The sequence below is a fragment of the Streptomyces rhizosphaerihabitans genome, assembly GCF_025399795.1.
In the GTDB taxonomy this organism is placed as follows: domain Bacteria; phylum Actinomycetota; class Actinomycetes; order Streptomycetales; family Streptomycetaceae; genus Streptomyces; species Streptomyces rhizosphaerihabitans.
The window spans coordinates 23,004-41,663 of sequence record NZ_JAODTZ010000012.1 but is presented as its reverse complement, the minus strand read 5'-3'; the positions used below and the strand labels follow the sequence as shown (position 1 = coordinate 41,663).

Genomic DNA, 18,660 nt, shown 5'->3' with positions numbered 1-18,660 from the left:
CGGTCAGCGGTCAGCGGTCAGACGGGGAACAGCAGGCAGCTGCTGGTGGTATGCGCCAGCAGCCGGTCGGCCGCGTCGAAGAGCTCCGCCTGGGCGAGGGCCGTACGGCGGCCGCTGCTGAGGACGGTGCCGACCGCGCGGACCTCGCCGGTGTCCACGGTGATCGGCCGCAGGAACTTCACGTTCAGGTCGAGCGAGGTGTACCCGGTGCCCCGGGGCAGCACGGACTGCACGGCGCAGCCCGCCGCCGAGTCCAGCAGGGTGGCGTAGACGCCTCCGTGGACGCTCCCGATCGGGTTGTAGTGCTCCTCCCCCGGAACCAGGGCGAAGACCACCCGGCCGCGCTCGACCTCTTCGAGTGTCATGCCGAGAGTCGCCGAGATCGGCGGTGCGGGGAGCCGTCCGGCCTGCATCTCACGGAGGAAGTCGAGGCCGCTGTACTGGCCGACGGCGGCCGCGGAGACGGCCGGGTCCTCCCAGTCGTATGTACGAGACCTGCCCATGGCTCTGCCACTCTCCCTGTTGCTCGGCGATCCGACTCCGCCCGCCTGACTCTTCTTTTCGAAGTTAGCCAGTCCCACACCTGGCTGTCAATCTCATAGTCAGCCTAGGATGAGGCGCATGACGTGGCTCGACACAAGCACCGAGAACTGCACGGTCCAGCGGACGCTCGACCTGATCGGCGAGAAGTGGTCGATGCTGGTCCTGCGGGACGCGATGAACGGCGTACGGCGCTTCGACGACTTCCGGCGGCATGTCGGACTCTCCGAGAGCGTGCTGGCGGACCGGCTGAGGAAGCTGGTCGCGGCCGGGATCCTGGACACCGTGCCGTACAGCGAGCCCGGCAGCCGCACCCGTAACGAGTACCGGCTCACCCGCAAGGGCTGGGAGCTGTGGCCCGCCATGATCGCCCTCAAGCAGTGGGGCGACCGCTACACGGCGGATCCCGAGGGCCCGCCCCTGGAGGTCGTGCACGCGGACTGCGGGGAGCAGGTGCACACGGTGGTCGTCTGCGGCGCCGGGCACGGCGCACTGGTTCCGCCGGAGGCACGTACCCGCCCCGGCCCCTCGGCGAGGCGCACGGAGTCCGCCGCCGACCGACCGGTGTCCGCAGGGGGAACGGTCCGTGGAGCGAGCCAGGAAACGGGCCGGGACACAGGCCGCCTCGTGGTGCGGGAGCCCGGCTCGTGACAGCGTGACCTCATACGGGCCGTCCCGGCACGTCGGCCATGGGAGTCCGTCCCACGGGCACATGGTTCCCGTGACGGGTGGAACGGTTCCTCTCGTCCGGTGACCGCGGCACGCGAGGGACCGACCAGTGGAGGAACGATGAGCACGGATACGGGTCCGCCGGCCCGCGAACGGTGGGCGGCGAGAGCCTCCCTGGCATCGGCGGCGCTCGCTGTGGCGTTGCCGCTCGTCTTCGGAGGCGTACGCGGATTCCTGCTCCTCCTCGCCGCTCTCGCCGGCATGGCCGTCGCGGCGGCGGCGCTGTGGTGGATGCTGACCCGTAGGGGCCTGGTGCGCTGGATCGCGGGGCTGCTGGCGATCGTCGTGCCCATCGCCAGCATCGTGGTCCTCGCGGTCACGCTGCTGTGGACCCTGCTGCTGTCCCCCGTGCTGTGGATCGTCGCCGTGTGGTGCGGGCGCTACGCGCTGCGGAGTGCCCGCGGCCGGGTCCGGCCCATGAAGGAGCACCGCACTCCGCCGCCACGACGGCCCTTCGTCCTCATGAATCCCCGGTCCGGCGGCGGCAAGGTGGAGCGGTTCGGTCTCGTGGAGAAGGCCGAGCGACTCGGCGCCCGCGTCGTCCTCCTCGACCCGGAGCACCACCAGGACGTCACCGAGCTGGCCCGGGAAGCGGTCGCGGACGGAGCGGACCTGCTGGGCGTCGCGGGCGGCGACGGAACGCAGGCGCTCGTCGCGGCCGTCGCCGCCGAACACGGTCTGCCGTTCCTCGTCGTCTCGGCCGGCACCCGCAACCACTTCGCCATGGACCTCGGCCTCGACCGCGACGACCCCGCCACCTGCCTCGACGCCCTGACGAACGGGGTCGAGCTCCGGGTGGATCTCGGCTTCGCCGGGAAGCACCCCTTCGTCAACAACGCCTCGTTCGGCGCGTACGCGGCGGTCGTCCAGGATCCCGCCTACCGGGACGACAAGATCGGCACCATCCTGCAGCTCCTTCCGGACCTGCTCACCCGCCAGCGGGGACCGCAGCTGACCGCCCGGGCCGCCGGGACGACGCTCGACGCGCCGCAGGCGCTGCTGGTGAGCAACAACCCCTACCGCACGAACGATCCGGCCGGCCTGGGTCGCCGCGAGCGGCTCGACTCGGGGCTGCTCGGCGTCCTCAGCGTCAAGGTGGACAGCGCGGTCGAGGCCGCCGCGCTGCTGCTCTCCCCGGACCCGCGGGGGCTGTCGGTCCTCACCGCGCGCGAAGTCGCCGTCGGTGCCGACAGCGACGAGCTGGAGGTCGGCATCGACGGCGAGGCCATGATCCTGCCCACCCCGGTGCACTGCCGTGTCGAACCGGGCGTGCTCCGCGTCCGCGTCCCGAAGAAGCGGCCGGGCGTCCCCACGGTCCAGCCCGCCCTGGACTGGCGTCGGCTGCTCGCCATGGCGATGCTCGTGGGCCGCACGGCCGGCGTACACCGCTCCGGCCACAAACCGAGGCCAGGGCAACCGCCGGAGCAACCCCCGAAGCAATAGCCGGAGCGACGATCCGACAACCCGTGAGCAGCGACGAACGGCCGGACGCGGACTCCTGACGACCTGGCTCCGCCAATGCAGTCGGCAAGGCGGCCGCCGAGGCCGAGCAGGGCTGTCGGCGCGAGATGGAGGACAGCGCCGAAGGCTACGGCTACGGCTACGGCGCAAGGCAACAGCATCAACCGAGCAGGGTATTTACGCAGCTCACAGCACTATACATCGAGTGTATACACTCCATATATAGTCGCGGCATGCCTTCTCTGACCAGGAAGATGAAAAGACCGGCGACCAGGTTCCGCACGGCGGCCGCGATCTCCGCCGCCGTCGCACTGGCCCTGCCACTGACGGGGTGCACGTCCATGGCCACCACCGCGCCGAGCGCCGCGAGGGCGCATCCGGGAGCCGCCGGACCGGCGGAATTCGGGACGGTGGACTGCCGAAAGGCCAAGTGCATCGCCCTGACCTTCGACGCCGGGCCGAGCGAACACTCGGCCCGGCTGCTCGACATCCTCAAGGAGAAGAAGGTCCAGGCGACCTTCTTCCTGCTCGGCAAGCGGCACATCGAGAAGTACCCGGAGCTGGTGCGGCGCATGGCCGACGAGGGCCACGAGGTGGCCAGCCACACCTGGGACCACAAGATCCTCACGCAGATCTCGCCTGCGGAGATACGAGAGGAACTGCGCCGTCCGAACGAGGAGATAGAGCGGCTCACCGGGCACAAGCCGACGCTGATGCGGCCGCCGCAGGGGCGGACCGACGACACGGTGCGGAAGGTCGCGCGCGAGGAGGGACTCGCCGAGATCCTGTGGAGCGTGACCGCCAAGGACTACCGGACGAACGATTCCGGGCTGATACGCGAGCGGGTCCTTCAGCAGTCGTCCCGGGACGGGATCATCCTGCTGCACGATCTCTACCCGGGCACCGTCCCCGCGGTACCCGGGATCATCGACGCGCTGAAGGAGCGCGGGTATGTGTTCGTGACGGTGCCGCAGCTGCTGGCACCGGGGAGGGCCGAGCCCGGAACGGTGTACCGCCCCTGACGATTCATCGCCTCTCGCGGGGCAGTTCGGATTCCGAGGCCGGCTCCCCGACCACCGCCCTCGCCACCCACCCTGACGGGTAATCAGCTCCAGCGCACGGGCAGCGTCCGATAGCCGTGGCCGATGAACGACTCGGCAAGGCGCGCCGGGCCCTGCGAGGTGTCCGCGCTCAGGGTGGGAAAGCGCTCGAAGAGCGCCGGGAGCGCGATCAAAGCCTCCAGCCGGGCCAGCGGCGCACCGATGCAGTAGTGGACGCCGTGGCCGAAGGCGAGATGCTCCTTGTCGACGCGGGTGATGTCGAACCGGGCCGCGCTCTCGCCGTGGCGCAACGGGTCGCGGCCGGCCGCCGCGTAGGTCGCCAGGATCGCGTCACCGCACGGGATCAGGGTGCCGTCGGGGAGCTTGATGTCCTCGACGGCGTAACGGAGCGGGAGGTTGGCGATCGAGGGGGCCCAGCGCAGGGTCTCCTCGATGACCTCGCTCCAGGGAACCTCACCGGCGAGCACGCGGGCGAGCTGGTCGGGGTGGGCGAGCAGGGCGTGGACCGCGTTGCCGATGAGGTTCACGGTCGTCTCGTGGCCCGCGCCGATGACGAGGAGAAGGGTGTCGATCAACTCGGCCTCGGCGAGCTGGGATCCCTCCTCGTCGCGGGCCGCGATGAGCGCGGTCGTCATGTCGTCGCCCGGCCGCTCCCGCTTCGACTCGACGAGCTGCGCGAGCAGTTCGTGTATTTCCCGGTAAGTGGCCATGGCCTGCTCGGGGGTGAGGGTGGTGTCCATGTTCGCCTCGATGAGGCGCGCGATGTCGGACCGCTTCTCCTCCGGCAGGCCGAACAGTTCGCAGATCACCCGCATCGGAAGCGGGTGCGCGTAGGCGGACCGGAGGTCGGCCCGGTCGCCGGGCGCTTCGGCCATGCGGTCGAGCAACTCGGCGGCGATCTCCTCGATACGGGGCCCCAGTGCGTCCGTGCGCCGTTTCGTGAACGCGGGAGACACGAGCTTGCGCAGCCTGCGGTGGTTGGCGCCGTACGCGGTGAACATGTTGGTGACGCCGACCCAGAGGCTGACCCAGCTCTCTCGATGGGCACCGTCGATCCAGGCGGGCCAGTGCTGATTGGGGTCCTTGGAGACCCGGTCGTCGGCGAGAAGCCGCTTGAGCGTCTCGTACCGGGTCGGGAACCAGGCACTTATCCCGCCCGGGAGTTCGACGAGGGCGGCGGCGGGGGCGGCTCCCGTGTCCGGCGGGGTGCGTCGGAGGCCGCGTAACCGTTCGGCCTCCCCATGGATGTCGGCACCTGTGGGGTCGATGACGAAGGGCTGGTCCGGCACGTGGGCTCCTGTCGCGGGAGGGGCACCGGTCGAGGTGCCGCGTCTCGGGCAAACGGTGGATCACGGTCGGCCGCATCGTAACCCGGTGCCCCTCCGGACCGGGGAGTGGCAAAGCGACTCTCAGCCCTCAACTCCCTTACCATGATGCGGTGTTGACAGTGACCTGGTCAGGTGCTTCGACCGGAAAGGGCTGGCCGGGACAGCGGGGCGGGAGAGTTCACCCTCCGTTCGACGTCCTTCGAGCGCCTACGATCATGCCGTGGTCCTCTTCGTCCTGGAACGCGTCTCCCGGCACTCCGTCGCCGAGAGCTGGCAGCGCCTGACCGACTGGCCCCGGCACGCGGACGTCGTCCCGCTGACCCGGGTCAGCGTGCGCACATCACCGCCGACGCGGGAGGGCACGGTCTTCGTGGCGCGCTCGGGGCTCGGGCCGCTCGCCTTCGACGACCCGATGGAAGTCGTCGCGTGGCGGCCGCCGTGCGACGGGGGCCCGGGAACGTGCCGCCTGGTCAAGCGCGGCACGTTCGTCACGGGCTGGGCCGAGTTCGAGGTGCACCCGGCGGACGGTGACAGCCACGGCGGCTCACGGGTGATCTGGCGGGAGGATCTGAGCGTGCGCGGGCTGCCCGGGTTCACCGACCGACCGCTGGGGTGGTCGGCGCGGTGGATGTTCGGGCGGGCGATGGACGGGCTGCTGGGCGGAAGTGAGAGCAGCCGGGGCGGGGGCGAAAGCGGCCGGGCGCGGGGGTAAGTGCGGCCGGGCGCGGAGGTGAGAGCGGCCGGGCGTGGCCGAGAGGTCGACGCCCGCGCCCCCTCTCCTGTCCGTCAGTCCCCCGGAAGAAGGGGTGGATTGGCCAACTGGGCGAGTTCCAGAGCCTGTTCCGGGAACCAGTCCCCCGCTTTCGGGTCGACCGTCCCGCGCTCCGGGTCCTCGGGCCCCGCCGTTCCGCGCAGGCAGAGCCCGTCCGACTCGCCCGGCGTCTTGATCCACAGCCGGGCGTCCTGGAGCGGGTCGCCGGTGCGCAGCGTGGGGCGGGCGCCGAGACCGCGGTCCGGCGGGTTGCACCAGTCCTGCGCGTCCGTGTACTTGCCGGCGGGCGGGGTCCAGGTGCCCTGGCCGTTGCGGCTGGAGTCCGTGACGAAGTGTTTCATCCGGGACGGCGGCGTCCGCAGATGGGCGTCGAGCCAGGCCTGAGCGTCGGCCCGCGGCCACCACTGGTTCGGGCAATCGGCTACGTCACCACCGCCGTCGGCATAGGCCAGACAGGACGAGATCAGCTTGCCGTACCAGGAGTTGGCGTCATCGGTGTTGTAGTTCGAGGCGTTGGTGTAGAAGCCGGAGGCCCGCGCCACCCCGCCCTTGATCAGGCGCGGCACGATGGAGTTGACGGTGTGCCAGCCCGGATGCCCGGTGTCGAGATAGACCCGCGTCCCGGCCAGTGGCTCCAGGGCGTCGACCGCGTAGTTGACCTCGGTGTACCGCGCGGCGGTCTTCGTGCCCTGGGCGTCGTCCTGGCCGCAGTCGGAGGGCAGCAGGGCGAGGGCGTCGGGTTCGAGGGTGACGATCGTGTCGCCGCGCCCGATCCCGCGCGCCACGGCGTCGATCCACGCCTGGTACTCGGCGGTGTCGGCGGCGCCGCCCGCCGAATAGTTGGAGCAGTCCCGGCCGGGGATGTCGTACAGCGTCAGGACGGGAATCGCGTGGTCACGGCCCGCGTCGCGCACCACCGCGCGGACCAGTCGCTCCACCTCGGCCGGTGTCTGGTCGCCGAACCACACGGCCTGCGGGGTGTTCACCATCGCCAGAACGCCCGCCGCGTCACGGAACCGGCCGGCTCGGGCGAGACCGAGGACCTGTTGATACGCCGCCGGGTTGGCGTCCGGGACGTACAGCGACGGTCCGCGGTCCGTGGACTGCGCGGCGTGCGCCGGGGGTACGGCGAAGAGGGCGGCCAGCCCGACGGACAGGGCGGCGAGCCATGTGGGGGTACGTCGTCTCATGCGCGTTCACTCCTGGTTCGCAACGGTCACGAGGGACTTGCGGGAGCGCTCCCACAGGAGATTCGCCGAGAGGCACGCCTGCGTCAATACAAGGCACAGAAGACAGGCACAGAAACGCAAGGGCCAGGCTCAGGGGCGGTTCAGGGACAAGCTCGGAGAAAGGCCCGGAAAACGAGCCCGGGAGAGGGGCCGCGGCGACCGATCCCGCCCCTCTCCCGCAACCGTCTCTCAGGCCACCGACCCGATCCGCCGCACCGGAACGGAGGCCGCATCGTGATGGATCGGCGTATGCGCCCCCGTGAGCGAAACCCCGCTCCCCCCGCGCCGGTCGGCCACGATCTCCGAGGCGATCGACAGTGCCGTCTCCTCGGGCGTACGCGCTCCGAGGTCCAGGCCGATCGGTGACCGGAGGCGGGCCAGCTCCAACTCGGTCACGCCGACTTCGCGCAGCCGCTCGTTGCGGTCCAGGTGGGTACGGCGTGAGCCCATGGCACCGACGTAGGCCACCGGGAGCCGCAGCGCGAGCCGGAGCAGCGGGACGTCGAACTTGGCGTCGTGGGTGAGGACGCACAGGACGGTGCGGGAGTCGACCTCCGTGCCCTCCAGATAGCGGTGGGGCCAGTCCACGACGATCTCGTCCGCGTCGGGGAAGCGGGCCTCCGTCGCGAAGACCGGGCGGGCGTCGCACACCGTGACCCGGTAGCCGAGGAACTTGCCCATGCGGACCAGCGCCGAGGCGAAGTCGATGGCACCGAAGACGATCATGCGCGGGGGCGGGACCGACGCCTCCACCAGAACCGTGAGCGGCGCTCCGCAACGAGAGCCCTGCTCTCCGATCTCCAGGGTGCCGGTGCGGCCGGCGTCCAGTCGGGCCGCCGCCTCGCCCACCACCGTACGGTCGAGTTCGGGGTGGGCGCCGAAGCCGCCCTCGTACGAGCCGTCGGACCGCACGACGAGGGCGCGGCCCATCAGTTCGGCGGGTCCGCTCACGACACGGGCGAGCGCTGCCGCCTCGCCGCCCGCCGCGGCGGCCAGCGCGGTCGCGAGGACCGTCCGGCGGGCGGTGTCCCGCGAGCGGACCGGGGTGACCAGGATGTCGATGACGCCGCCGCAGGTCAGACCGACCGCGAAGGCGTCGTCGTCGCTGTAGCCGAAGCGTTCGAGGACGGTCTCGCCGTCCTCCAGGGCCTGTCGGCACAGTTCGTAGACCGCTCCTTCCACGCAGCCGCCGGAGACCGAGCCGATCGCCGTGCCGTCGGAGTCGACGGCGAGGGCGGCGCCGGGCCGGCGGGGCGCGCTGCCGCCGACCGCCACCACGGTGGCGACGGCGAAGTCGCGGCCCTGCTCGACCCACCGGTGGAGCTCTTCGGCGATGTCCAGCATCTCTCGGTCTCCTTGACTGTTTGTCCGCTTGCCTGCGGTTGCGTGGAAGGAACGCGGGCGTCAGCGGACGCCCAGCCAGCTCTCGATCGGGTGGAGTGCGAAGTAGACGAAGAAGACCGCCGTCAGACCCCACATGAAGGCACCGATCTCCCGGGCCTTGCCCTGGGCGATCCTGATGGCGACGTAGCTGATCACGCCGGCCGCCACGCCCGCCGTGATCGAGTAGGTGAACGGCATGATCACGACGGTCAGGAAGACCGGGACGGCGGTGGCGCGGTCGGCCCAGTCGACATGGCGGGCGTTCATCATCATCATGGCGCCGATGACCACCAGGGCCGCCGCCGCGATCTCGCCCGGGACGATCGCCGTGAGCGGGGTGAAGAACAGGCAGGCCGCGAAGAAGAGGCCGGTGACGACGGCGGAGAGGCCGGTACGGGCACCTTCGCCGACGCCGGTCGCGGACTCGACGAAGACCGTCTGACCGGAGGCGCCGGCCACCCCGCCGACCGCTCCGCCCGCGCCGTCGATGAACAGCGCCTTCGACAGGCCCGGCATCCGGCCCTGGGCGTCGGCGAGTCCGGCCTCGGTGCCGACGCCGATGATGGTGGCCATCGCGTCGAAGAACCCGGCGAGCACGAGCGTGAAGACGATCATGCCGACCGTCATCGCGCCGACCTGGCCCCAGCCGCCGAACTCGACCTTGCCGAAGAGCGAGAAGTCCGGCATCGAGACGGCGCTGCCGTGCAGTTCGGGGGCGCCGCCGGCCCATTGCTTCGGGTCGATGACCCCGGCGGCGTCGAGGACGACGGAGACGACCGTGCCGGAGACGATGCCGATGAGGATCGCGCCGGGAGTGCCGCGCGCCTGGAGCATGAAGATCAGCAGCAGGGTGGCGGCGAAGAGCAGCACCGGCCAGCCGGCGAGTTCGCCGGCCGGGCCGAGGGCGAGGGGGGTCGCCTTGCCCTGGTGGACGAAGCCGGCCTTGACCAGGCCGATCAACGCGATGAACAGGCCGATGCCCATCGTGATGGCGTGCTTGAGGGCCAGCGGGATCGCGTTCATGATCATCTCGCGAAGCCCGGTGACGACCAGGAGCATGATGACCGCGCCGTACAGCACGCACATGCCCATGGCCTGCGGCCAGGTCATCTGCGGGACGACCTGCGAGGAGAGCACACCGGACACCGAGAGTCCGGCGGCGAGGGCGAGCGGCACCTTGCCGACGAACCCCATGAGCAGTGTGGTGAAGGCCGCCGCGAACGCGGTCGCGGTGATCAGGGCCTTCTGGCCGAGCATGTCCCCCGCCACGTCCTTGCCGGACAGGATGAGGGGGTTGAGCAGCAGGATGTACGCCATCGCCATGAAGGTGGTGACGCCGCCGCGCACCTCACGCGCGATCGAGCTTCCCCGCTGGGATATGTGGAAGTACCGGTCGAGCCAAGACCGTCCCGCCGGAACGCGGCTGCCCGCGCCCGCGTCCTGCGCGGTGGTCTTCGGCTCCAGTGACTGCTGGGTCATGTGGGCCTGCTCCCAAGGTTCAAAGGGGCACCCGGACAGCCGTCCTGACGGCTGGTCAACCGCGGGAGCGGTTGCGGGATTTGGGATGGTGCTTCGGCCGCACGACCCGGGGGACGGCCCGAGACGAACGTGAGGAACGACAAGAACTCTGCCGCGGTACGTGCCTGTTGCTTGCTGTTCCCTGCCGGGTTCCCGGTTCCGCGAGCGGTGCGGTGACCGGGTGCTCCGGGCGGTGCGGCGAAGTGTGACGTTCCCGGCGCCGCCCGGAGAGAACTGCCCGGCGCCTACGCGGTACCCGTGAGGTGTTCGGGGCGTACCGGCGTCCGGTCGAGCTCCAGACCCGTCGCGTTCCGGATCGCCGCGAGGACGGCCGGGGTGGACGACAGGGTCGGGGCCTCGCCGACGCCACGGAGCCCGTAGGGGGCGTGGTCGTCGGCGAGTTCGAGCACATCGACGGGGATGGTCGGTGTGTCGAGGATGGTGGGGATCAGGTAGTCCGTGAAGGAGGGGTTGCGCACCTTCGCGGTCTTCGGGTCGACGATGATCTCCTCCATGACCGCGATGCCCAGGCCCTGGGTGGTGCCACCCTGGATCTGGCCGATGACGGACAGCGGGTTGAGGGCCTTGCCGACGTCCTGGGCGCAGGCCAGTTCGATGACCTTGACCAGGCCGAGTTCGGTGTCCACCTCGACGACGGCGCGGTGCGCGGCGAAGGAGTACTGGACATGGCCGTTGCCCTGCCCGGTGCGCAGGTCGAAGGCCTCGGTCGGACGGTGCCGCCACTCGGCCTCGATCTCGACGGCCTCTCCTTCGAGCACGTCGGCGAGATCGGCGAGGACCTCGCCGCCGTCGGTGACGACCTTGCCGCCCTCCAGGAGGAGTTCGGCGGTGGCCCACGCCGGGTGGTACGTGCCGAACTTGCGGCGGCCGAGTTCCAGGACCTTCTCGCGGACCAGCTCGCAGGAGTTCCTGACGGCGCCACCGGTGACGTACGTCTGACGCGAGGCGGACGTCGAACCGGCGCTGCCCACCCGGGTGTCGGCCGGCTGGATGGTCACCTGGGCGACGCCCAGTTCGGTGCGGGCGATCTGCGCGTGGACGGTGACACCGCCCTGGCCGACCTCCGCCATCGCGGTGTGCACGGTGGCGACCGGCACGCCGCCGACGACCTCCATACGGACCCGTGCGGTCGAGTAGTCGTCGAAGCCCTCGGAGAAGCCGACGTTCTTGATGCCGACGGCGTACCCGATTCCGCGGACGACGCCTTCGCCGTGCGTGGTGTTGGACAGGCCGCCGGGCAGCTGCCGTACGTCGGCGTCCTCGCCCGCGGAGAGCCACTGCTGCTCGGGCGGCAGCGGCATCGCCTTGACGCGGCGCAGGAGTTCGGCGACCGGGGCCGGCGAGTCGACGCGCTGCCCGGTCGGCAGGAGCGAGCCCTGCTCCATCGCGTTGAGCTGACGGAACTCGACCCGGTCCATGCCCACCTGGTCGGCGAGCTTGTCCATCTGGGCCTCGTACGCGAAGCACGCCTGGACCGCGCCGAAGCCGCGCATGGCGCCGCAGGGCGGGTTGTTGGTGTAGAGCGCGATGGCCTCGATGTCGACGTTCTCGACCACGTAGGGGCCGACGCCGAGCGAGGAGGCGTTGCCGACGACCGCCGGGGAGGCCGACGCGTAGGCGCCGCCGTCAAGCACGATCCGCGCCTTCATGTGCGTGAGCCTGCCGTCCTTGGTCGCCCCGTGCTCGTAGAAGAGCTTGGCGGGGTGGCGGTGGACGTGTCCGAAGAAGGACTCGAAGCGGTTGTAGACGATCTTGACGGGCTTGCCGGTGCGCAGGGCCAGCAGGCAGGCGTGGATCTGCATCGACAGGTCCTCGCGGCCGCCGAACGCGCCGCCGACGCCGGAGAGCGTCATCCGTACCTTGTCCTCGGGCAGGCCGAGCACCGGGGCGATCTGGCGCAGGTCGGAGTGCAGCCACTGGGTGGCGATGTACAGCTCGACTCCGCCGTCCTCCGAGGGCACGGCGAGGCCGGACTCGGGGCCGAGGAAGGCCTGGTCCTGCATGCCGAAGGTGTACTCGCCCCGGACGATGAAGTCGGCCTTCCTCGCGGCCTCTTCGACGTCGCCGCGGACGATCGGCTGGCGGTGCACGATGTTCGGGTGCGGGACGTGGCCGATGTGGTGGTCGTCGCGGTTCTCGTGGACGAGGATCGCGTCGGACGCGGTCGCGGACGCCTCGTCCGTGATGACCGGCAGCTCCCTGTACTCCACCTTGATCTTGGCGGCGGCGCGGCGCGCGGTCTCCGGGTGGTCGGCGGCGACGATGGCGACCGGCTCACCGTGGTGGCGTACCTTGCCGTGCGCGAGGACCGGGGTGTCCTGGATCTCCAGGCCGTAGTTGCGCACGTCGGTGGGCAGGTCGTCGTACGTCATGACGGCGTACACACCGGGCTGCGCGAGGGCCTCGGAGGTGTCGATGGACACGATCTCGGCGTGCGCGACCGTGGAGCGCAGGATCTGGCCCCACAGCATGTCCTCGTGCCACATGTCGGAGGAGTAGGCGAACTCGCCGGTGACCTTGAGGGTGCCGTCCGGACGGAGGGTGGACTCGCCGATGCCGCCCTTGGTCCGGGAGCCCTGCGTGATGTTCGTGGGTGTGCCGGTCGTTCCCATGGTCAGACCGCCTCGGACTGCCGGGCGGCCGCGAGGCGGACCGCGTCCATGATCTTCTCGTAGCCGGTGCAGCGGCACAGGTTGCCCGAGAGCGCCTCGCGGATGTCCGCGTCGGTCGGGTTCGGGGTGTGCTCCAGCATCTCGTCCGCCGCAATCAGCAGACCCGGGGTGCAGAAGCCGCACTGGACGGCTCCGGCGTCGATGAACGCCTGCTGGATGGGCGCGAGTTGTGTGCCCTCGCCGGTCTGCGAATCATGACCCTTGGCCGCCCAGCCCTTGGCCTCGTCGAGGGAAATCCCGTTCCCCTCCGGGGTGTCGCACGCGCCGGTCGCACAACCTCCGTGCTCCGCGCGCTGTTCGGCGAAGTCGGCGAGCCCCTCGACGGTGACGACCTCGCGGCCCTCGACCTGGCCCGCTGCGACCAGACACGAACACACGGGCACGCCGTCCAGGCGGACGGTGCAGGAGCCGCACTCGCCCTGCTCGCAGGCGTTCTTGGAACCGGGCAGACCGAGGCGCTCGCGCAGGACGTACAGGAGGCTCTCGCCCTCCCAGACGTCGTCGGCCTCCTGCCTGCGGCCGTTGACCGTGAAATTGACACGCATTACGCGACTCCCTCCGTACGGGTGGCGCTGCCGCGGTAGGACTCCCACGTCCAGGTCAGCGTGCGGCGGGCCATGACGCCGACCGCGTGGCGGCGGTAGCTCGCCGTGCCGCGGACGTCGTCGATCGGGTTGCAGGCGGCGGAGCACAGTGCGGCGAACTGCTTGGCGACCGACGGGGTGATGATCTTCCCGTTGCCCCAGAAGCCGCCCTCGTCGAGCGCCGCGTTCAGGAACTCCTCGGCGGTCTTCGCGCGGACCGGGGTCGGCGCCGCCGAGCCGATGCCGGTGCGGACGGTGCGGGTCTCGGGGTGCAGGGCCAGACCGAAGGCGCACACCGCGATCACCATGGCGTTGCGGGTGCCGACCTTGGAGAACTGCTGCGGTCCGTCCGCCTTCTTGATGTGGACGGCGCGGATCAGCTCGTCGGGCGCCAGCGCGTTGCGCTTCACGCCGGTGTAGAAGGCGTCGATCGGGATCAGCCGCGAGCCGCGCACCGACTCGGCCTCGACCTCGGCGCCCGCCGCGAGGAGGGCGGGGTGGGCGTCGCCGGCCGGGGACGCGGTGCCGAGGTTGCCACCGACGCCACCGCGGTTGCGGATCTGCGGGGAGGCCACGGTGTGGGAGGCGAGGGCCAGCCCGGGGAGCTCACCGCGCAGGTTCTCCATGATCCGGGTGTACGGGACAGAGGCGCCCAGGCGCACGCTCCCCTCGCCGACCTCCCACTCGCTCAGCTCTCCGATGCGGTTCAGGTCGAGGAGGTACTCGGGCCGGCGGTGATCGAAGTTGATCTCGACCATGACATCGGTGCCACCCGCAATCGGCACAGCTGTGGGGTGCTCGGCCTTCGCGGCGAGCGCCTCCTCCCAACTGGCAGGGCGAAGGAAGTCCATGAGTGGCTCTCTTCATTCGTATCGTCGGTCGTTCCGATCAAGCCAGATCGTGTGCGGGCGGCCCGGCTCGTTCATGAGGTGTTCACGCGGAGTGAGGTCAGTACACAGCCGCGTCCCGCACCGGGGTCAGTCACCGAAACCATGAAGGAGTTGGCTGGCCAGCGCGTGCATCTTGTAGATTCGTATGAACCGAGGTCATCAGCAACCTCTTCGTTTTCCTCTGGAAACGGAGAGCACAGCTCTTGAATGCCCAGGACACAGGCCCAAGGGGCCGGGACCACCGATTCTCGGAACCCATGGACCCGCTCCGCGGAGCACGGGGACCGCCGACGGGCCTCACCCACGATCCATCGTAGATTTCGAGACAAAGAACGGCGGCGACGAGAATGCGGCTGCGCGCACTGCTGGACACCGACGCGCTGGGCCTGCGGCTGCTCGGCGGCGAGGACGAGCTCGACCGCACCGTGCGCGGTGTGATGACCACCGACCTCAAGGACCCGAGCCGCTACCTGTCGGGGGGCGAGCTGGTCCTCACGGGCCTCGCCTGGCGGCACGACGCCGACGACTCCGAACCGTTCGTCCGCATCCTCGCGGGCGCCGGCGTCGCGGCCCTGGCCGCGGGTGAGGCGGAGCTCGGGGACATCCCCGACGACCTGGTCGTGGCCTGCGCCCGGCACCGGCTGCCGCTGTTCGCCGTGAACGAGTCGGTCGCCTTCGCCACGATCACCGAGCACGTCGTGCGCCAGGTGTCGGGCGAGCGGGCCGGGGATCTGGCCGCCGTCGTCGACCGGCACCGGCGGATGATGACCTCGGGCCCGGCGGGCGGCGGCCCCGACGTGGTCCTCGATCTGCTCGGCACCGACCTCGACCTGCGCGCCTGGGTCCTCTCGCCCGCCGGACGGCCCATCGCGGGCTCGAAGGTCACGGGCAGCGCGCTGTCCGCGGACACCTGCGCCAAGCTGGCCGCCGAGCATCTGGCGGCGGCCCGCACCGGGCGCCGGGCACCGCACCGGGTGACGGTGGGCCACGCGATGTACTCGCTCTTCCCGATCCGCTCCTCGGGGCGCGCCACGGGCGCCTCCCGCGATGTGCGCGAGACAGTGCTCTCCGACTGGCTGCTCGCGGTCGAGGCGGACGCCGGGGACTGGCCCGAGGAGCGGCTCGACCTGCTCCAGGGTGTCACCCAGCTGATCGCGGTGGAGCGGGACCGGCGGGACGCGGCGCGCACGGTTCGGCGACGGCTCGCGCAGGAGGTCCTTGAGCTGGTCCAGACGGGTGCGGCACCCGCCGAGATCGCGGCACGGCTGCGGGTCGCGGCTCCGGTGCTGCTGCCGGGCCTGGGTGCGGCCCCGCACTGGCAGGTCGTCGTGGCGCGCGTCGAGTGGGACGGCGGCGAGGTCGAGGGCGGCCCGGTCGCCCAGGCGCTGCTGGAGGAGATCCTCGTGGACCCGCTGTCGCCGGGTCCGGAGCACTCCGACCGGATCGCCGTCGCCCACACCGGGGAGGAGGCGGTCGCGCTCGTCCCCCTTCCGGCGGTCCCCTCCGACGAGGACGGCCCGGAGCCCGGCCTGCACGCCGACACGCTGCTGGCGGCCGTACGGGACCCGCTGTCGGCCGGCCTGAACGACGACGGGCGGCTCACGCTCGGCGTCAGCGCCGCCGTCCACTCGGCCGAGGGGCTGCGCGGTGCCCTGGAGGAGGCCCGGCACGCCCGCCGGGTCGCCGCGGCGCGCCCCGGGCGGGTCTGCGCGGCCGGACACCAGGAGCTCGCCTCCCACGTCCTGCTGCTGCCGTTCGTCCCGGACGACGTGCGCCGTGCCTTCACCGCCCGGCTGCTGGACCCCCTGCGCGAGTACGACAGCCGGCACCGCGCGGAGCTGATTCCGACCCTGGAGGCGTTCCTGGACTGCGACGGCTCCTGGACGCGCTGCGCCGCCCGTCTGCACCTCCACGTCAACACGCTGCGCTACCGCGTCGGCCGTATCGAGCAGTTGACAAGTCGTGATCTGTCGCGCCTGGAGGACAAGTTGGACTTCTTCCTGGCACTGCGGATGAGCTGACCTCAGGGGCCCCCGGTGAGCGTCTCGCATCCAATGACTTTGTGAAATCCTTCACCCACCCTCTTGGCCGGGCCCGGTGATCCGTGCTGAGATGCCACCACTCAACAGCTCAATGGTGTGCTCGGGGAGGGCAACGTGGCGCATACCGCCATGTCTGGTACCGGAACGACTGCAGGGGACGATCCACTCCAGACCGCGGTATGGCGGCTGCGCTCGCGCGCCTGCTGGGCCGACGCGGCGGCGCTGATCCGGCCGCACACGGCGGGGGCCGCCCTGCAGAGAGCGTCGCTGCTGGTCGAGCGCTGTCTCTACACCGAGCAGGGCTGGGCCGAGGCGGAGGACGCGCTGCGCACCGCCGAGGCGCTGGCGCAGAGCGATGACGAGCGGGGCGCGGCGGCCTGTGAGCGGGGTCAACTCGCCTACGCCGCCACGCTGCTGACCGTGCGCGACCGTGCCGACGAGGCGCGCGCGGCGCTCGGCCGGGCCGCGGCGCTGCTCGCGCCGGGCGCGCCGGGCAGGGCCCTGCTGGACTTCCGGCGCGGACTGCTCGCCGAGAACCTCGCGCACGCGCCGCAGGCCGCCCGTGCCGCGTACCGGCGGGCGCACGCGGGCGCGACCGCCCAGAACGACGCGCTGCTGCTGTCCTTCACCTGGCGGCATCTCGCCGGACTCGCGCTGCGCGAGGGGGAGTTGGCGGAGGCCCGGCACGGCTTCGCCGAATCCCTCAGGATCCGGGAGGAGTTGGGGTACCTCGTCGGTACGGCACCGGCGCTGGCGTCCCTGGCCGACGCCGAGGTCGAGCCGGAGGCGTCGCGGCTGCGGGCGGAGGCGGGACGGCTGTTCCGGCTGCTCGGGGGCGTGCCCATCTGGCTGGCGGGCCAGTTGAATCCACCCGCGGCGACGGCCTGATCACGCACGGGCGGGCGGACACTCCGCCCGCCACCGGCTCCCACCACCGGCTCCCGCCGCCCGGCACGGACGCGTACGGTCCGTGCGGCGCGCCTCGCGGAGGGGGCGGGCCACACGCTTCAGGACACGGCGGGCACTTCAGGACGCGCCGGCGAAGTGCTCCCGCACCAGCGCCTGGACGACTGTCAGATCCTCGGCGATCAACGCGTCCAGCAGCGCGGTGTGTTCGGCCGCGTCGGCCACCAGGTCGGCGCGGCCCCGGGAGACGGGACCGCCGACGAGGGGCCACTGGGCGCGGCGGTGCAGATCGTCGGCGATGCGCACCAACTGCGCGTTGCCCGCGAGGGCGAGGACCGCACGGTGGAAGGACCGGTCGGACTCCGCGTAGGTCGCGCGGCAGCCCGAGGACGCGGCCCGCACGGTGGCCTCGGCGAGCGGGCGCAGTTCGGCCCAGCGGGCGGCGGGCACGGTGCGCGCGAGCCGGAGCATCACCGGGACCTCGATCAGGCTCCGGATCTCGGCGAGTTCGGCCAGCTCCCGGGTGCCGCGCTCGATGACGCGGAAGCCCCGGTTGGGGACGACCTCGACGGCGCCTTCGAGGGCGAGTTGCTGCATCGCCTCACGGACGGGCGTCGCGGACACCCCGAAGCGCTCACCGAGCACGGGCGCCGAGTACACCTCGCCGGGGGCGAGTTCACCCGCGACGAGCGCCGTGCGCAGGGCGTCGAGGATCTGCCCGCGCACGGAGGCACGCTGCACGACGGGCCGGGCGGCGTCGGCACGCAGGGCGGGGTGGGCGTCGTCGGCGCGTACGGGGCGGGCACCCTGCTCGCGTACGGCCGGGCGGGCCTCGCCGGCATGCACGGGCCGTACGTTCTCGACACCTCCGGGGCGCGTTGCGTCCGCGTGCCCGGGGCGGGTGTTCTCTGCGTGTACGGCGGGGCGAGTCTCGTCGACGTGTGCGGGCCGGACGTTCTCGGCGCGTACGGCGGGGTGGGCTTCCTCGGCGTGTACGGGGCGTACGACGGGGCGGGCGCCGTCCGTACGTACGGTGGCTCGGGGGTCCTCGGTGCGCCGGTGCGGGATCGGCACCTCGCTGTGCGTGTGCTCGCCGCGGGCCGAGGCCGGGACCACGGCGGGACCGCCACCCGGCCCACCACCTGACCCACCGCCGGGTGGGATCGCGCGCGGGCTCAGCAGGGACTCGCGCGGGCTCAGCAGGGACTGTGGAGTCGATTTCGCCGACCCACCGTTCGCCGGCCCACCACCCGTCCCGGCACCGGGACCGTCGTCCGCGACGCCCGCGGGGACTCCCCTCGCCCGGCCCGCGTCCGCGGGCCCGGGCTGCGGCGGAACCCGGAAAGCGCCCGCATGGATGTCCGGGTCCAAGGACTCGGCGGAGCCGTGCGCGCCGCGCGGACCGGCCTGCTCCACGGGGTCCTCCTCCGGGTCGGTGGTACTCGAGGTGATGGTGTCGGTTGTTACTCGTCCGTCAAGCACGATAGGCGTACATGGCCTCAGTTCAAACACCCACGAGGCGGG

At 71.5% G+C, this 18,660-nt stretch carries 14 protein-coding genes and 1 pseudogene; 6 read left to right on the top strand and 9 right to left on the bottom strand.

Going from position 1 to position 18,660, the window contains the following annotated elements; translation table 11 throughout:
- Positions 1-17: 17 nt before the first annotated feature.
- Positions 18-503 carry a PaaI family thioesterase gene (locus tag N4G66_RS14485; protein WP_261704492.1) on the bottom strand — a complete coding sequence of 162 codons (486 nt, stop codon included), beginning with the start codon at positions 501-503 and terminating at the stop codon, positions 18-20.
- Positions 504-621: 118 nt separating this feature from the next.
- Between N4G66_RS14485 and N4G66_RS14480 the strand changes: the two are divergent.
- The 3 genes and pseudogenes from N4G66_RS14480 to N4G66_RS14470 all read left to right on the top strand — a co-directional run.
- A pseudogene (locus N4G66_RS14480) lies at positions 622-1,077 on the top strand (winged helix-turn-helix transcriptional regulator); the annotation flags it as partial.
- A gap of 252 nt (positions 1,078-1,329) precedes the next feature.
- Positions 1,330-2,712 carry a diacylglycerol kinase family protein gene (locus N4G66_RS14475; RefSeq protein WP_261704491.1) on the top strand — a complete coding sequence of 461 codons (1,383 nt, stop codon included), beginning with the start codon at positions 1,330-1,332 and terminating at the stop codon, positions 2,710-2,712.
- A gap of 272 nt (positions 2,713-2,984) precedes the next feature.
- Positions 2,985-3,752 (top strand): polysaccharide deacetylase family protein, encoded by a 768-nt coding sequence (locus tag N4G66_RS14470; RefSeq protein ID WP_261704619.1) that lies wholly within the window; start codon positions 2,985-2,987, stop codon positions 3,750-3,752.
- Positions 3,753-3,835: 83 nt separating this feature from the next.
- Here the strand turns inward: N4G66_RS14470 and N4G66_RS14465 are convergent, their stop codons facing one another.
- Positions 3,836-5,080, bottom strand: coding sequence for a cytochrome P450 family protein (locus N4G66_RS14465; RefSeq protein WP_261704490.1), 1,245 nt, complete (start codon positions 5,078-5,080; stop codon positions 3,836-3,838).
- A 259-nt stretch (positions 5,081-5,339) separates the two neighbouring features.
- Here N4G66_RS14465 and N4G66_RS14460 point away from each other — a divergent pair, with 259 nt between their 5' ends.
- The gene (locus tag N4G66_RS14460; RefSeq protein ID WP_261704489.1) at positions 5,340-5,831 is read left to right on the top strand and encodes an SRPBCC family protein; all 492 of its coding nucleotides are present in this window, start codon (positions 5,340-5,342) and stop codon (positions 5,829-5,831) included.
- Between the two features lie 74 nt (positions 5,832-5,905).
- Here the strand turns inward: N4G66_RS14460 and N4G66_RS14455 are convergent, their stop codons facing one another.
- The 6 genes from N4G66_RS14455 to N4G66_RS14430 form a co-directional block, all read right to left on the bottom strand.
- Entirely contained in the window at positions 5,906-7,081 is a 1,176-nt protein-coding gene (locus N4G66_RS14455; protein WP_261704488.1) for a glycoside hydrolase family 6 protein, read from the bottom strand.
- 228 nt (positions 7,082-7,309) lie between these two features.
- On the bottom strand, positions 7,310-8,464 hold the full coding sequence (locus tag N4G66_RS14450) for an XdhC family protein (RefSeq protein ID WP_261704487.1): 1,155 nt from the start codon (positions 8,462-8,464) through the stop codon (positions 7,310-7,312).
- A 60-nt stretch (positions 8,465-8,524) separates the two neighbouring features.
- Entirely contained in the window at positions 8,525-9,982 is a 1,458-nt protein-coding gene (locus N4G66_RS14445; protein WP_261704486.1) for an NCS2 family permease, read from the bottom strand.
- A gap of 284 nt (positions 9,983-10,266) precedes the next feature.
- The gene (locus N4G66_RS14440; protein ID WP_261704485.1) at positions 10,267-12,654 is read right to left on the bottom strand and encodes a xanthine dehydrogenase family protein molybdopterin-binding subunit; all 2,388 of its coding nucleotides are present in this window, start codon (positions 12,652-12,654) and stop codon (positions 10,267-10,269) included.
- A gap of 2 nt (positions 12,655-12,656) precedes the next feature.
- The gene (locus N4G66_RS14435; protein WP_261704484.1) at positions 12,657-13,259 is read right to left on the bottom strand and encodes a (2Fe-2S)-binding protein; all 603 of its coding nucleotides are present in this window, start codon (positions 13,257-13,259) and stop codon (positions 12,657-12,659) included.
- Positions 13,259-14,149, bottom strand: coding sequence for an FAD binding domain-containing protein (locus N4G66_RS14430; RefSeq protein ID WP_261704483.1), 891 nt, complete (start codon positions 14,147-14,149; stop codon positions 13,259-13,261). The genes N4G66_RS14435 and N4G66_RS14430 overlap by 1 nt, the downstream gene beginning before the upstream one ends.
- Positions 14,150-14,535: 386 nt before the next feature.
- Between N4G66_RS14430 and N4G66_RS14425 the strand changes: the two genes are divergently transcribed.
- Both N4G66_RS14425 and N4G66_RS14420 read left to right on the top strand, forming a co-directional pair.
- On the top strand, positions 14,536-16,209 hold the full coding sequence (locus tag N4G66_RS14425; RefSeq protein WP_261704482.1) for a PucR family transcriptional regulator: 1,674 nt from the start codon (positions 14,536-14,538) through the stop codon (positions 16,207-16,209).
- 135 nt (positions 16,210-16,344) lie between these two features.
- Positions 16,345-17,118, top strand: a complete 774-nt coding sequence (locus tag N4G66_RS14420; RefSeq protein ID WP_261704481.1) for a hypothetical protein — start codon at positions 16,345-16,347, stop codon at positions 17,116-17,118.
- A gap of 138 nt (positions 17,119-17,256) precedes the next feature.
- On the opposite strand, the gene N4G66_RS14415 is transcribed toward N4G66_RS14420, so the two are convergent.
- Positions 17,257-17,982, bottom strand: coding sequence for a GntR family transcriptional regulator (locus N4G66_RS14415; RefSeq protein ID WP_261704618.1), 726 nt, complete (start codon positions 17,980-17,982; stop codon positions 17,257-17,259).
- Between the last annotated feature and the right edge of the window lie 678 nt (positions 17,983-18,660).

Coding starts and splice junctions, on each gene's coding strand:
- N4G66_RS14485 (WP_261704492.1), bottom strand. CDS start 503: ATGGGCAGGTCTCGTACATACGACTGGGAGGACCCGGCCGTCTCCGCG.
- N4G66_RS14475 (WP_261704491.1), top strand. CDS start 1,330: ATGAGCACGGATACGGGTCCGCCGGCCCGCGAACGGTGGGCGGCGAGA.
- N4G66_RS14470 (WP_261704619.1), top strand. CDS start 2,985: ATGAAAAGACCGGCGACCAGGTTCCGCACGGCGGCCGCGATCTCCGCC.
- N4G66_RS14455 (WP_261704488.1), bottom strand. CDS start 7,081: ATGAGACGACGTACCCCCACATGGCTCGCCGCCCTGTCCGTCGGGCTG.
- N4G66_RS14450 (WP_261704487.1), bottom strand. CDS start 8,464: ATGCTGGACATCGCCGAAGAGCTCCACCGGTGGGTCGAGCAGGGCCGC.
- N4G66_RS14445 (WP_261704486.1), bottom strand. CDS start 9,982: ATGACCCAGCAGTCACTGGAGCCGAAGACCACCGCGCAGGACGCGGGC.
- N4G66_RS14440 (WP_261704485.1), bottom strand. CDS start 12,654: ATGGGAACGACCGGCACACCCACGAACATCACGCAGGGCTCCCGGACC.
- N4G66_RS14435 (WP_261704484.1), bottom strand. CDS start 13,259: ATGCGTGTCAATTTCACGGTCAACGGCCGCAGGCAGGAGGCCGACGAC.
- N4G66_RS14430 (WP_261704483.1), bottom strand. CDS start 14,149: ATGGACTTCCTTCGCCCTGCCAGTTGGGAGGAGGCGCTCGCCGCGAAG.
- N4G66_RS14425 (WP_261704482.1), top strand. CDS start 14,536: ATGCGGCTGCGCGCACTGCTGGACACCGACGCGCTGGGCCTGCGGCTG.